Annotated in this window: 5 protein-coding genes; 4 read left to right on the forward strand and 1 reads right to left on the reverse strand. The window is 70.8% G+C overall.

Annotation, left to right across the window (positions count from 1 at the left end):
- Positions 1-18 precede the first annotated feature (18 nt).
- The 4 genes from ABZ272_RS06085 to ABZ272_RS06100 all read left to right on the forward strand — a co-directional run bounded on the left by ABZ272_RS06085 (position 19) and on the right by ABZ272_RS06100 (position 14137).
- A complete protein-coding gene (locus ABZ272_RS06085; RefSeq protein WP_355048761.1) occupies positions 19-3249 on the forward strand; it encodes a hypothetical protein in 3231 nt (1076 codons plus the stop codon).
- Positions 3153-12776 carry a hypothetical protein gene (locus tag ABZ272_RS06090; protein WP_355048762.1) on the forward strand — a complete coding sequence of 3208 codons (9624 nt, stop codon included), beginning with the start codon at positions 3153-3155 and terminating at the stop codon, positions 12774-12776. The genes ABZ272_RS06085 and ABZ272_RS06090 overlap by 97 nt, the downstream gene beginning before the upstream one ends.
- Positions 12777-12875: 99 nt before the next feature.
- Entirely contained in the window at positions 12876-13475 is a 600-nt protein-coding gene (locus ABZ272_RS06095; protein WP_355048763.1) for a response regulator transcription factor, read from the forward strand.
- A 38-nt stretch (positions 13476-13513) separates the two neighbouring features.
- On the forward strand, positions 13514-14137 hold the full coding sequence (locus tag ABZ272_RS06100; protein ID WP_355048764.1) for a LuxR C-terminal-related transcriptional regulator: 624 nt from the start codon (positions 13514-13516) through the stop codon (positions 14135-14137).
- Between the two features lie 61 nt (positions 14138-14198).
- On the opposite strand, the gene ABZ272_RS06105 is transcribed toward ABZ272_RS06100, so the two are convergent.
- The coding region (locus ABZ272_RS06105) for a non-reducing end alpha-L-arabinofuranosidase family hydrolase (protein ID WP_355048765.1) at positions 14199-14675 on the reverse strand (477 nt) is incomplete at its 5' end.

Below are 14675 nucleotides of genomic sequence, written 5' to 3' on the forward strand. Positions count from 1 at the left end.
CGGACGAGGAGGTCCGCGATGACGGATGTCGCCGAGGTGGCCTGCCCGGAGTTCGTCACCACCTGGGTGCGCTCCGGTCAGTGGCTCAGCCTCGGCGGCCCGGTGCCCGACTCGGTGCTCGCCGCCGCGCGGCTACCGGGTCTCCACCAGCTCCATGTCGATCGCGCCGCGTTCGGCACCGGGCTCGTCGCGGACGCCCTGCGAGGTCAGCCGCAGACCGTCGTCGAGCGGATGGTGTACGTACCGCAGGTTCTCGATCCCGGCCCGGAGGTCGCGGCCGACCACGCCGACCAGCTCGGTCTGCCGGTGCTCGTGCGGCCCCCTGACTCGCGGGCGTTGAGCGGACCGCGGATCGTGCCGATCGAGACGTCCGGTGGGACCGGGGCCGTCCTCGTACATCCCGCCGAACGCCGGACCAGGGCGGCGTTCACCCCCGTCGGTCGGGCGCTGACCCTGGCCCAGCTCGCGTCGATCGCGGACCGCGTGGTCGAGTCGACCGGCGCGAACCACGACGAGTTGGCACTCCTCGGTGCGCTGGCCGGCGCGCTCTACCCGGCGGGCGTACGGCGCCTGCCCGGCCCAGCGCAAGCGGTCACCGGGACGGCCAACGACGTGGACGACTTCCGCGCCATCGAACACTGGGGTCGGCCCCCCTCGTGGGAGGCGGTGGACGCTGCTCTCCGACGGTCGGGACCGGGCAGTACGGCGCTCGTCCTCGCCCTCGGCACCGAGGGACGGCTCCGGGGACTGGCCGTCTACCGCTCGTCGGACGAGCGGAGCCGGTGGATCGACCCCCGGGCCGGTGGCGCGGCGCGACTCGTCCCCGACGAGGGCGGGTCGCGCGTCATCGCGGAGCTGGGAAACCCGATGGAGTCGCGGGTCCTGCTCATCGATCCGGACGGCGGCACCATCGAGAACCGCCAGCTCATCCTGCCTCCCGCCACCATCTCGACATCGACGTCGACCGGGCGCGACTCTCTTCTCGCCGCCCCCGCCGGCAACACGGTCGGGCAGGCTGACGGCGTACCGGAGGCGACCGTCCAGATTGCGCCCGAGGCGCGACAAGCGGGGGTGCCCGTCCTGTGGGACGAGGCGGTCGAGGCGCAGGGCGACGGTCTGGTCGACGTCGTACCCGGTCCGGACCACTGGCCGGTGTCCTCGGGTAGCGGCCTGGCCGCTTACCTGCGCGAGCTGCGGGCCACCTCGACCGAGAAGGACGTACCCGCCGACCTTGGCGCGGGTGCCGCTCGGGCGACCGTCGAATGGATCCGCGACATGGTCAACGCGGCGACCACCGACAGCGCGTTGGCAACGCTGCTCGGTGATCGTCCGGGGACCGGCCCGCGCGGGCTGACCGTCGAGGTCGAGATCGGTCTGCGGCCGGCCCTCGCCGACGAGACGGCTCCGGAGCGCGAGGTGCGAGAGGCGCGGGAGACGGACTTCGGCGACTGGCTGACGGCGCAGGTGTACCGGCATCTCAACGTCGGGTTGACCCGTTGGGCACAGCGGGAGGGCAACGGGCGAATGCTGCCGCAGGTCCGGGTGCGGCATTCGGTGGTGCCTGCCGCCGCCACGGAGTTCCTCCGGCTGCGGGGCCGCACCCACGACCCGGTACCGGACGAACCCCACCGGTTGACCGGGCAGTTCGCCCACATCCTGCGGGGACGCGCCATCGACGTGGCCCTGGACCCGTCCTCCGGTCAACCGACCGCGCAGGCCACGACGGCGATCGACGTGCTCGCCCGGGAGGTCGCCGACCAGGCTGTGCTCCGGCACCTGATCGTCGACGAGTTCCGCGGTCAGCAGATCACGAAGCTGGCTCCGGGGGAGACCTCCGGCCCGTACGTCGAGCTGACGGCCACGTACGACGGGATCAACGGAACCCCGGACGACGCGGAGGAGGCCAGCGTCTACGTTGGCGATTCGTTCGAGCGGAGCCTCCGTGGGGCGATCGACGAGCGGATCGCGACCCTGACGGGCGTTCGGGCGGACCCGGCGCACGTGCGGGAGATCTTCTCCCGGGTGCGGATCGGTGTGGAGTCACAGCCGGTGTCGAATGGGGCGGCCCCGAGCGCGCAACTCGGCTACGTCATCCCGCCGTCCCCGACACGTGTCGACGACCTGGCCGGGCCGAAGCTGGAGTACCTGAGCCGGTGGCGTCTGAGCCCGCTCTCCTCCGGGCGGGGCGGGTGGTGGCGTGCGGACGATCCGGTGCCGGACGTGGACGACGTCGTGGCGGCGTTGCCGGCGTCGGCCTTCCGGACGGTCGACGCGGAGGTCGTGGACATCGGCGACCGGTCCGGCGACCCACGGATGTTCCGGTGGAGCGGCGCCGACGTCAGGTACGACGTGGCTCGGATCGAGATCCAGGACGGGACGTCGTCCGGTCGGCGTTCGTCCCCGCGCCACCTCCGGGTCTTCCGCGTGCGGCTGCACCTCGCCGGGGAGGGGAGCGTCACTGCCGCGGACCTCGAGGCCTACCAGGCCCACGCGCGGGCCGCGATCCGCCAGGAGGCCAACGGGCGCTTCCGCCTGCCCGGCGGGGACCAGTTCCACCTCGACGTGCAGTTCACCGGCGACGTAGGAAACGCCCATCACGTGATCAGGGTGCCGGAGCACGCCGACATGGATGCCGGCACCTGGCCCCGGAGCCATCTGAGTGAACCCGTCCAGCACGTCCGGGACTCGGTCCTGCACGAGATGCTGCACCTGCTGGGCTTGCCGGACGAGTACGTGCAGAGCGGCGGCCCGTCCAGCGCCGCGTCGGTCCTGCGGCGCGACACGCGCGCGGCGGACGATCTTCGGGGTCCACGTCGACCGGACCTGCCACCCGCGCTGATGCAGGACGTCACCCGGGTGGGCGGGGACCACATCATCGCGCCGCGTTATCTGTGGGAGATCGCGTTCGTCCAGGAGAGCCACGCCGCCGCGCCGCTCATCGTCGTGCGCCGGGCCGGCGCGACCATCGAGGTCATTCCCCCGGTCAGCGCCGGTCCGGAGGCGCTGCTGGAGAGCATGTTCGCCGAACATCCCGCCACGACCACCGCCAGGTTGGCCGACAACCTACGGTACGAGCACGACGTCACCGCCGCCCTGCTGGCAGCGAACCCGGATCGGGTCGAGGGCTACACGTACGTCATGCTCCCACCACGGTGGCCGAGCGTCTCGTCGCGGGTGAACGGTTCCCCCTGCGGGGGCAGAGCGCCGACTTCGAGTTCGAGGACCTTCCGGACGGGTACACGGTGGTGATCGTCCATTCGACCAGCCTGTTGCTCGACAGCTCCGAAGGGGAGTTGAGGTTCGTCCTTCCGGCCCCGGACGCGCCGATCGTCCTGCGCCAGTCGTGGCCGAACGGTGGCGGCTACTTCGAGCAGGTGCAGCCGTTCGACCTCGCGGCGGACCAGGTCGCCGGGCCCGGGGTGACGGTCGACCTGTCGGACCTGGTGGAGCCGGCAACCCCCGCCCGGTCGACCCTGCGCCGTCCACCGACCCAGCACCGGGTACTCCGTAAACCGGAGCCCACGGTGACGCGGCCGCGTGGCGGGGTGCCTCGGCACGTACCGGACCGCCGGATGGACCAACCGACCCTCACGTCGCTGACCCCGACGCGCCGCCGGCGGCCGGTCCCGGAGCGGATGACACCGTCGAGCGAACTGTCCGAGGATCCCCGCGCGGTGTTCGAGCGGGTCGCGGCCATGCCGACGAGCGTCCGGAGCGAGTACCGCAGGTGGGCGGACGATGTCATCGAGGGTCGGCAGTCCGCCATCGGAGTCGCGGAACCCACTCGCGTACGTCGCGCCGAACTCGGCGACCGGGTGGTCGACCTGCTGCGCAACAACGATCATCGGCAGCAGTACGAGGCGGAACGGGTGGCCGGCGATTTCGTCGACCGGTTTCTGCGCGACGGGCCGCCGCCCCTGCCCACCCCGCTGTTCGGGCGCGATCTCGAAGCCGAGTTCACCTTCGCTCCGGGCGCGGCCGACCTGTCCTGGTCCGATCATGCCGAGCTGGACGCCTTCGTCAGGTCGGTCGTGGCCGAGACGTCCCGACGCGTCGAGGACGGACTGCCACCACTGCGCCTCCATGCGGCCGTGGGGCCGGCCCGGGTACCCGGGCTCGTCGACCGCCTCGTGGAACAGGTGCCCGGACTGGATCGAGGGCTCGGCCGGCGCGCGTCCGAAGCTCGTTCCCGGCGGCTCACCGAGACACTGACGGAACTGCTGAAGGCGCACGACCGGGCGAACGACGGCGTGGTGCTTACGAAGGACGCCGTTCGGGTGGTCACCACCGCTGCTCCCCGCGAGCAGGGGCCGAGCCACGACCGGGTCCGGATCTGGGTGGGCGCGCCGGCCGGTGAGCGGGCGCCGGCCGTCGATGTCGTGCCGCCGGCGCAGTTGCCCACCGTCGTACCGAGCCAGTTGGGACCGACGACTCCCGACGAGGACACCGCGACGCCAGAGACCAGCGACAGCCCCGCCATGAAGGCGTACCGGGAGTTCCGGGCGTTCGGACTGCCGCAGCTGTCGGCCGACGGGGTCGCGGTGCCGGTCGCGGACGAACTCGCCTGGAAGGTCGCGCCCGGCGCGCTCCGCGGTCCGGCGGCGGACGTCCTGGAACGGGTGGGGCTCCGCGCGCTGGTACCCGCCAACGACGGCTACCTCGCGGCCGTCATCGCCACCCTCACCCACCGTCGCCTGCCGGGAGGCGTCGAACTCGCCGAACAACCCCCCGAGATGTTCCACGTGGCCATCGCCGGCATGCTGGAGGCGGAGCTGTCGACTGCCGGCGCCCCCGGCCCCCGGCTCGGCCTGGACACCGCCGATGCCACTCGCCGACAGGTGCTCGACTGGATCGCCGAGGGCCTGCCCCCGAGCCGCGTGCCGGAGGCGATCCGTGCCGCCCTGCGTCTCGAGGACTCGACGTCGGGGCGGACCCGGGCGGTGGTCACGCTCATGGCCCATCTGATCGAGCGTCCGATCGACGTGCTCCTGCCCGACGGCGTGGTGCACCGAACCGGTGACCAGGACCCCGCTCGGGACGCTCTGCTGCTGGTCGCGACCGATGACGGTCAACTACTGGCGACCGTACCCCGTGATGTCGTGCCGGCCCTGCTGCCGGCCGGCGGCGACCGGATCCTGGTCGCGACCGAGTTCGGCGCGGCCGGCAGCATGCCGAGTGACGTGGCGACGTTCGACGGCCTGCAGATGTTCCTGCGGCATCTCGCCGGCGCGGAGGATCTGCCGCTCCCGACGTCCGAGGAACTCGCCGCGTCGCTACGTGGTGCGGCCGATCCCGCTGGTGACGGCCTCGTGGAGGTGTTGCGCCAGGTCCGTGCCGCCGCTGGCCAGCGGGCGACGGGAACCGCCGCCGACCCGGCCGGGCTGACCGTGTTGCCACCGGGCTCGACGTCGGTCAACCGGCTCACCGACTTCCAGATCGCCCAGCTCGAAGAGGCCCGCCTGGGCGCGGTCTGGACAGCGTCCGGCCCGGACTCCGTCTTCGAGGCCCTGCGCCTGTCGGCGCGCCACGGCGCGCAACGGATATCGGGTCTCGCCGAGCTGCCTGCGCCGGCACTGCGCCACAACATCGCCGCTCTGCTGCTCGCCGATCTGGCGGCTTCGGGGGGAGTCGCCGCCCCGATGCTCGGCTTCGCGTCGGAGATACCAGCGGCGAAGCGGGACTCGGTACTGCGCTGGGTCTCGCGGCTCGCCACTCCCGGAGCGTCCCTGCCCCGTCAGACGCCGAAGCGGATCGCCCAGGTGCTCGCGCAGGCGTTCGCCGTCCGGGTGGAACTGATCCACCCCACGCATGTCGAAACCGTGCCGGCGGTGGAGTCCGTCGAGGACGCCGACGCGCCACCGTTGCGTCTGCTGGTGACCGCCGACGGTCACGTGCTGCCAGCGGTGCCGGTGGCCGACCGGTACGACGCGATCCGCCGCCCGGCCGATGCCCCCGCCGACGCCACCACGGACGGCTCACCGGCGACCGAGGGCACGCCGGTTCAGGCGCCCGAGCCCGGGTCGATCGTGCACACGATCGGCATACCGCACCAGACGCTTCCGCACCTCGGCGAGGTAGCCGCGAACATCATCGCGGCGGCGCACGTCAGGGGCGTCACGATGTCGCCGTCCGAGCAGGCGATGCTGCCCTCCCGGCTGCTCAGCAACTACCGGGAACTCGTCGGGGGCGGTCACCTCCTCCAGGTCGGTCCGGTCGAGATGCTGGTCCGACTCGAACCCACCGACGCCGTCCTCGCGCCGAGCCCCGCCGACCGGCGTTACGTGTCCGCCGAGGTCGACGACTGGGACGCGGAGGGCACGGACGGCGCGCACCTGGCGGATCCGGAGGCCCGGACGAAGCTCTTCCACGCGATGCAGACGACCAGCAGTGGCTTCAACACGGGCGGGGGTTCGCTGTCCCACTCGGGCCAGGCCGGCGCGTTGCGGGGCGCGCTCGGGCTCGGCGTGGGGTTGGGCCTCGGTCCGGGTCTGGTCGAGGTGGCACGCGCTGGGGTGACGATCTCCGGTACGGCCAACCGGGTCGACCGTACGACGGTGGGCGTCCAGGACGCCGAGTCCGGCCGGGTGCAGGACGACCGAATCGACTCGACGCTGGTGTCGTACACGCCGAACTGGTCGGTGCGGGTGCGTTCCGACGATTCGACCGGTTGGACTGACGTGCCGACGGCCTGGTCGAGCGCGCAGGATCACCCGGACGAACAGGAGCGCCTCGAGGTCTGGGTGCCCGATCACTACCTGCAGGCGGGAGAGGCGCAGGTCCAGGCCACCCGCCCGACCGGTGACGACGCGCTCGCCGCCGACTTCGACCGGCGCGCGAGCCAGCTCCCGGACACGTACTTCGCGACCGGGCTGACCGGACTGCCCGAACTGTATGACCGGATCGTCGCCGAGTTGCGGGCCAACGGACTGTCCCTCGACACGGACGGCCCGGAGCGTCGCGAGTTGCGCCAGGCGCTGTGGAAGTTGAGCTTCAACCTGGACACGGCGGTCAACAACCGGCCGCTCGCATCGGTCACCGGCGATCAGGACGAGCAGCGGCGGCGGGTCCAGACGAACGCGGGCGGTTATCCGATCACTCTGCACGACCGGGCCGGTCACGCGGTGGCGGTGGTGGTCGTGCAGACCGAACGGGATGTCGAAACCGCCGTCACCAGGGTCGGCGCCACCAGCGACAAGTCGCACATCGAGCGGGTCAGCACGGCCATCGGCGCGCACAGTGGAAGCTTCAGTCTGACCAACGAGAGCGAACTACGGGCCAGTGGAGAGCTGAACTTCATGCCGCTGCCCGGCCTGGTGCTGGGACCGAGCGTCGGTGTCGGCTGGACGTGGGCCAACAGTGACTCGGTCAGCGGCGGCCACACCGGCATCTGGGTGCACGTGTCGCGGTACGCCGGCCGCACCGCCGGCTACCGGGTGGGGCTGCGGCACAGGGCCGTCGTGCACGTCGCGAACAAGCCCAGGAGCACGCCCACGCAGACCGGCGACGTACGCGGGGAGGCGCTGGTCCGGCTCCCGGAGCCGGCGGCGTTCGCGCACGGCTTCCCGGTCGACGCCGCCGCGCTCCGTCAGCCCCCGAGCCCGGACGTGTCGACCGTCGAGTACGCCCCCAACCTGGTCGAGGACGGCAGCACGCCGGCCAGCGCACTGGAGAACGTGGCCCTGCCCCGGCACGTCGCTCAGGGGCGGGGTATCGGCATGGGCCTGGCGACGGTCGACGATCGGGTCGCGGAGGAGCTTCGGGGACAGGTGTTGTCGGAGCTGGCCCGAACCGGATTCGTCCCGCCACGGCGGTTTCCGTTCGCCACGCAACCGACGCTCGGTACGAACGCTCACATCGGCAGCGACAGCCGGCTGGCCAACCTGTCGCTGATCGACAAGTTCGTCTCCACCAACGGCTTCTCCGCCTTCTACGACCAGCTCCACCAGGACGGCCTCTCCTTCACTTTGCGCGGTGACCCGCGTGGACACCGGCGGCGCGCGGCCCGGGTGACGATCACGGCGGTCCAGGATCCGGCGGAGCTGAGCAGGACGGACGAGCGGGGCAACTCGACGCTGCTGCAACGCCGGACCGGCGAGTACCACCTCGTGAACCTCGCCATCGGGAGCAGTTCGGGGTCGTACACCGTCGGTGGTCGGCGGGCGGTGGCCCTGAGCGCGCGGTTCGCGGCCGGCGTGAAGCTGATGCAGACCTGGGGTGTGAGTGCCGAGTACGGCTACGCGCAGGGCGCGACGCAGACCGCGGGCCAGACTCTCAGCGAGCCCCAGTTGCTGGAGTATCCGGGGGACGTCGACGAGTTCCGACTACCGAGCCGTTACCAGGTGACCGTCGACTACGAGCACAAGCCGCGCCGCGAGTCGCCCACCTGGCAGAGCCAGCCGGTCGACGGCGAGGCGACCGTGCTGCTCGTGCCCTCGATCAACAACACCCGGCTCGACGACCAGGAGCCCATGGACCGCCCCACCGACGTGAGTGTGCTGGACCAGGCGGTGATCTACTACGCGGACACCACGGGGCTGCGCGCCGCCGCGCGTCGACTTCAGCCGAACCTCACCGGCGCCGGGCAGCCGGGCGACGAGGAAGTGTCGATCTTCACGAGTACGGCGAACGTGCGGTCGTACCTCAAGGAGGTCCTGCACGACGAATACCAGACCGAGAACCTCTTCCGCTCCGGTCTGCTCCGGCACAAGCAGGGGAGTCTCGGCGTACACGGCACGCTCGGGGCCAGCGAGTTCGTCGGCGCCACCAGCGACCAGTTCACCTCCGGGTTGATCAAGCTGTACCTGTCCCAGGCGTCGCACGGGCACAGCAGTGGCCACGGCATCAAGGTCTCGGTGGATGAGCGGACCCGGGCGGGAACCACCGCCGCCAACCTCTCCGCGGTCCAGAGCCTGCTCTCGGCTTGGGGCCGGTACGGCACCAACACGTCGAAGTCCTCGTCCCGCACGGGCGGGGTGGAGATGCTCGACCTGGACTTCCACAACGTGTACGCCTTCCTCGCCCCGGTCGACTTCACCGTCACCGGGGCGTACGAGGCGCACGCGAAGTTCCTGCCCACGTCGGTGCGCCGGCCGCAGTCGGAGCCCGTGACCGGTCGACAGATGATCTATCTGCTTCCCGAGCACGAGGCGCTGAAGCGGTACGGCGAGGGCGCCGTGCCGATCAGCCACACGCAACTCATCAACGCGCTGCGTCGCTGGAAGGACGGTGCCGGGGACGCCGAGGAGAAGTTGGAGCTGAACCACCGGGACGTTCGGGCCGTCATCGAGCGGATGGAACGCGAGTCGCAGGCACGGCCCGACTACCCGCACCGCCAGGAGCTGACGGACCTTCGGGCCCACCTGACCGATCGCGGCCACGACGCGCTCAGCGCGCGCCTCGCCACCCTCGGCTTCGACAGCGTCGCCGAGTTGACCATTCCCGACTACCTGCTGCCGAACGGGCCGACCTCCCTGGGACACAGCGGCGTGCATTCTCTGACGTTCCGGGACGGGACGGAGCAGCAGGCGCGTCCCTTCGACATCGTGCACAAGGCGATTGACGCCGCTGTCCCGGGTCTGCTCGGGGCGCGCCGGTCCCAGTGGACCCCGGACACGGCGGACCGTAAGCCGGTCGAGGTGTGGTGGCGGCGTCTCGTCGGCGAGAAACCGGTCATGGGACGTCTCGCCGGCGGTCTCGACTACCTGGAGACCATGTTCGCCGGCACGCGCCTGAAGTCGATGAGCGACGACCTGCTGCAGGGCGTCCAGTTCTACCTGGTCAACAAGGTCACGGGCGGCCTGACCGAGGTGGTGGAGGTCGCGCTGCGTCTGCGGATGGAGACGGCCCCGCAGATTCACGACTTCGTTCCCGAATCCGGCAACGAGAGGTACGGCCACGCGTACACCGCACAGAACTCCGGCACGTCGGAGGGCTGGTCGGGTGGCATGGGAGTGCTCCAGCCGGCCTTCGCCGGTGCCGGGAGCACCGGAAGCACCAGCGGCGGCCTCGGGCTCACCGCCTCCGGCGGACGGCAGACCGGTGTCGGCCAGACGCACCAGAGCACCGAGGAACAGACCATCTACGACTGGGGCGGGCACTACCTGACCCGTTCCGACGTCTCCCTCAGCGTCGAGGTCAAGCGGCTCGACATGCCGAACCGGCCGCTGTCCAACCTGCTCGTGCACGGCGTCCGACCCTTCACGGGGCAGTCGGCCTCGGTGCGGCGCGAACACCAGGGCGAGCTGGTGCTGAAGCTGCCGCGCAGTGTCGCCGAGGCTCGCCGGCTGCCCCGCACCCTCGACACGTCCGACCTGCGTGCCCTACCGAAACTGCCCCCCGGGGCGTACATCCACAGCGTCTTCCTCGAGGATGGCCTGGCCGCGGGGTGGGGTCTACTCGGCCGGATGTTCGGCCCCGAGGCGAACGACGTCACCTTCCGGTCGTCCGTCACGCTGCCCACGCTCTTCTCGCGGAGCCATCTCAGCAACTTCCTGCGCAAGGCGGTCGCCGGTCGGCGACACCATCTCGCCGAGGACATCTTCCTGCCCGGTCACTCCCGTACGCGCGCCAGCCTGTACCTCGTCGGCAACCTGCACCATCTCGAGGTGTTGGAGCAGCTCGAAGGCACCGGCACCGGACGGTACGCGAAGGACCAGGCGGGTACGAACGTCTTCGCGAGCAGGAACGAGATGCGACCTGAGCTGTCGGCGAGGTTCAACCAGGACCAGGCGCTCGGTGTCGCCGACCCCGCTCATCCGACCGAGCCGTGGGGAACGCACACCGGTGCCGCCAACACCAATGCCGCCCGCGTCGCCCCGAAGGGCGACGGCAGCGGGCAGACGGTGAACTACCGGACCGAGCAGCACGTCAAGCAACAGGGCCGGCTGTACCGGGTGCGCATGCGGTTCAAGGGTCGGCTGGAGGCTGAACGTTTCGAGAAGGGCTCGTCGAAGCCGAGCGGCAGCTTCGTCAGCGACCGGTTCACCGGGCCGGTGTACGCCGAGCTGTTCGAGCACGAGATAGCCGATCTCACGGCGCGTCTGAGTGGCGTGTCGCCGGAGCCGACGACCGATCCGCAGCGGTGGCCCCGAACCGACGACCACACGCCGCGCCACGACCTCGACCAGCTCGCCAGCGCGCCGGGACGGGCCGCTCACGACCAACTCACCCTCGCCGAGCGCATCTCCGGCCACATCCGGGATCACGCCCGTACCAATCAGGTGGTGCTGTCCTCCTCGGCCGCCCGTCGTGCCTACCACCGCTACCTGCTCGTCGAGGAGTGGGCGATCAGGCAGCTCGGCGAGGGCGACCCGGAGGCCGACCGGCTCCGCCGCGACGTCGCGGGCCGCTACGACCTGATGTGGAAGATCAACGAGAGTACGCCGACACCCGCGTTCGTCGACGAGCTGACGACGCGTACCACCAGACTGACCGAGTTGGTACGGGCGCGGAAACCCGCCCTGGCGCCCCCCGTCGGATTCACCCCGGACACCTACGATCCGCTCCGCACCGCCCGACTGGTCGCGCACAACCTGCGTCGCTACGTACAGCTCGACCTGACCGACGCGGACGGCACACTGACCTCCCACCGGATCGATCCGGGCGGTCACCTCGCCTCCGACAGCGAGCACCCCCCGTCGGTCGCCGTCGAAAGCGGTGCGGTCGACACCGGCGCCGCACCGCAGGCGAGCGTGCCGTCGTCGGTCGTGGACACCGGGCCGGCGACTGAAGAAACACTGAACGACCCCGTGGTGCTGCCGCCCGGCAGCCGGGCCGAACTCGACGCGGGGCAGCTCTACTGGGTCGGCCCACACCCCACGGCGCTCAGGGGCGACCGGATCCGCTCCGCGGCTGCCGAGGTGGACGGGCCGGTCGTCCACCTCGGCAGCGTCCGGCCGGGTCTGCGGCCGCTGGACGCGGACGTGCGCGATGTCGGCCGCCTGGTGCAGCAGTTGGCTCTGAAGAGGCAGCAACCAGTCCTGGTGACGACGGCCCAGTTGACCCCGGCGCTGAAGACCATGTCCCAGACGTACGGCTTCAGCATCGTCCATCTCGTTCCGCGGGCCGGAGCGGTCGCCGGCGGGCTGACGTCGTTGCCGTCGGCCGTACTGGCGCAACAGTCCGCGCTGGCACCGGTCTGGCAGGTGGTCGGCGGCAACGGCGACGTCGAGGATCTGGGCGAGTCGTTGCGGGCCGCCGGCCTGCTCCGGGCGCGCGAGCTGGCCCGGTCGAGTGGTGACTCGACCAGCAGGGCGGTGGGCAAGCTCCTGCTCGCGCCGACCAGGGACGCGAAACTGGAGGTGTTCACCGCCTTCCGGGCGGAGCTGGCCGGTGAGCGGGCACGCGACGACCTGCGGAAAATCGTCGAGCAGGTGGACGGCGACCCATGGTTCCGGAAGTTCACGCCGCTGCTGGGAGAGCTCGGTGAGTCGGGCAGGGCCGAGTTCGTGCTCGACTTCCAGGAGTTGAAGAGTTCGGTCGAGCGCAACAGCCTGTTGATCGGTTCGGCGGGCCGCGACATCGACCGTGGCCTGCGCGTCGGCCTCATCCAGGACTCGGGCCATCAGGTCGCCGGAGCGGCCACCGCTCTGCACGCGGTCGACCTGATGTTCGCCGACGGGTTGCAGGCTGCCGTCACCTGGGTCCGGGACCACTCCGCCGACCTGCGCAACGACGAGAAGCAGAACTGGGTCGACGCCATCCGCGAGGTCGCCGGGGGCCAGGAGGACCGCGCCGCAGACCTTCTGCGCCTGTCCCAGGAAGTGTTCAACTGCTGATCGGTCGGCCTCCGGTGACCACCCGGTTGCGCAAGGCAAGTCAAGTCGATGTCAAGACGGCGTGTTTATGGTCGTCCGGCGATCTACAGGAGAGTCCCTATGACAACAATCGCTGTCGTCGCCGCCGGATCGGTGGTGCGGCAGGGCGTCTGTCGTCTGCTCGCCGAGGCGTCGTCGGGGTTCACATCGTGTGGCTTCACCTCCCTGGCGGAGATGCCTGCCGAACTGGACCCGGACGTGGTGGTGGTCGACTGGCCGCACCGTGCCGTCGACCCGCTCGCCCGCCTGCTGCCGGCCGACTCCCGTGCCGTACTGCTCTGCGACCCGGCCGACCCACCGGACCTGGCTCAGGCGATAGCCGCGGGCGCGCGGGGCTTCCTGACCCGTGACACGGAGGTCGACGACCTGCTTCTCGCCGTCGACGCCGTGCGGCACGGCGGGATACACCTGACCGCCGACATGCTCGGCATGTTGACCGGGGACGCCGAACGTCACCATCTCGCGCTCGGCGAACGTGAGATCGAGTTGCTGCACTGGGTGACGAGGGGCCTGACCAACGAGCAGATCGGTGGGCGGATGAGCCTGACGAAGTCCACCGTCACCTCGTACGTCAGGCAGGTGCGGAGCAAGTTGAACGCGGCCAACAAGACCGACCTGACGCGACGCGCGATCGAACTCGGGTACGTCGTACCGCGCTGACCGGGAGGTGCCGTCGTGAACCAGCCCGAGGACCCCGCGTGAGTACACTCGATGTGGCGGTGGTGTCACCGTCCGACGTTGCCCGGGCGGGGCTGGTCCGGCTGGTGTCCAACCTGCCGGGCCTGCAGGTGAGCCTCGAACTCGCCTCCGTCGCGCGGCTCGTCGCCCTCCCGTCCGGTCCTCCCCTGGCCATCGTCGACATCACCGGGCTCCGGCGCGCTCCCGTGCACGACCACCTCTGGTCGGTGCTGCCGCGACAGACCCGGGTGGTGCTGGTGTGCCGACCGGACGTGCGGCTGTCGCTGCCGGACGCGATCAGGGCCGGCGTGCGCGCGATGATCCTCGCCGACGAGGCCGAGCGGGACCTGCGGATGGCCACCGAGACAGCAGCTCTGGACAGTGTCTACATCGGTCCGGGGCTGGTCGAGGCCGTCTGCGGTCCGCTCAGTCCCGGCCCGGTTCATCTGGCCGAGCGGGAGATCAAGGCGTTGCGGCTGGTCGCCTGCGGGCTGAGCAACGTGATGATCAGCGAGCGGATGGGCGTGACCGAGTCGACCGTCGGCACGTACCTGAAGCGCATCCGGGCGAAGCTGAACGCCGCCAACAAGGCCGAACTCACCCGCCGGGCGATCGAACTGGGGTACGTCTCGCCACACCGGTAGGACAGCCAACAACGCAGCGGGCCCGGCAGGATGCCGGGCCCGCTGCGTGGTGCGGGTGGTGTCAGCGTTGCAGGGTGAGCAGGCCGGGCCGGTACGGCAGGAGGCCGTAGTCGACGCCGTTGGAGGAGGGCGATCGGCCTTGGTAGAGCAGTTGGAGGTTGCAGGGGTTGACGGTGAAGGTCTGGTCGGCGCTGGTGCGGATCAGCTCGCCGTGGCTGATGTCGTTGGTCCAGGTGGCGCCGCTGTTGGCCTTGCCGGCGAAGGGGTTGCTCTCGGTGGCGGCCTGGGGGGTCCAGGTGCCGTTGAGGCTGGTGGCGGTGAAGGAGCGGAAGTAGCGGCCCTGGCTGCCGATGGCTTCGACGATCATGAGGTACTTGTTCTGGCCCTGGAGTTTGTAGACCTGGGGTGCTTCGAAGAGGTTGTTGGTGGTGTCGCTCATGATGGTGGTGTAGCTGGAGCCGAAGCTGGCGGGGAAGTTCCCGATGGGCATGCTGGCGCGGTAGATCTTGCCGTTGTCGCCGGCGAAGAAGAGGTACAT

Origin of the sequence: Micromonospora sp. NPDC005979, assembly GCF_040614415.1 — a bacterium.
Lineage (GTDB): Bacteria > Actinomycetota > Actinomycetes > Mycobacteriales > Micromonosporaceae > Micromonospora.

Bases quoted from the DNA above. Each gene is read 5' to 3' on its own strand.
- ABZ272_RS06095 (WP_355048763.1), top strand. From the start codon at position 12,876: ATGACAACAATCGCTGTCGTCGCCGCCGGATCGGTGGTGCGGCAGGGC.
- ABZ272_RS06085 (WP_355048761.1), top strand. From the start codon at position 19: ATGACGGATGTCGCCGAGGTGGCCTGCCCGGAGTTCGTCACCACCTGG.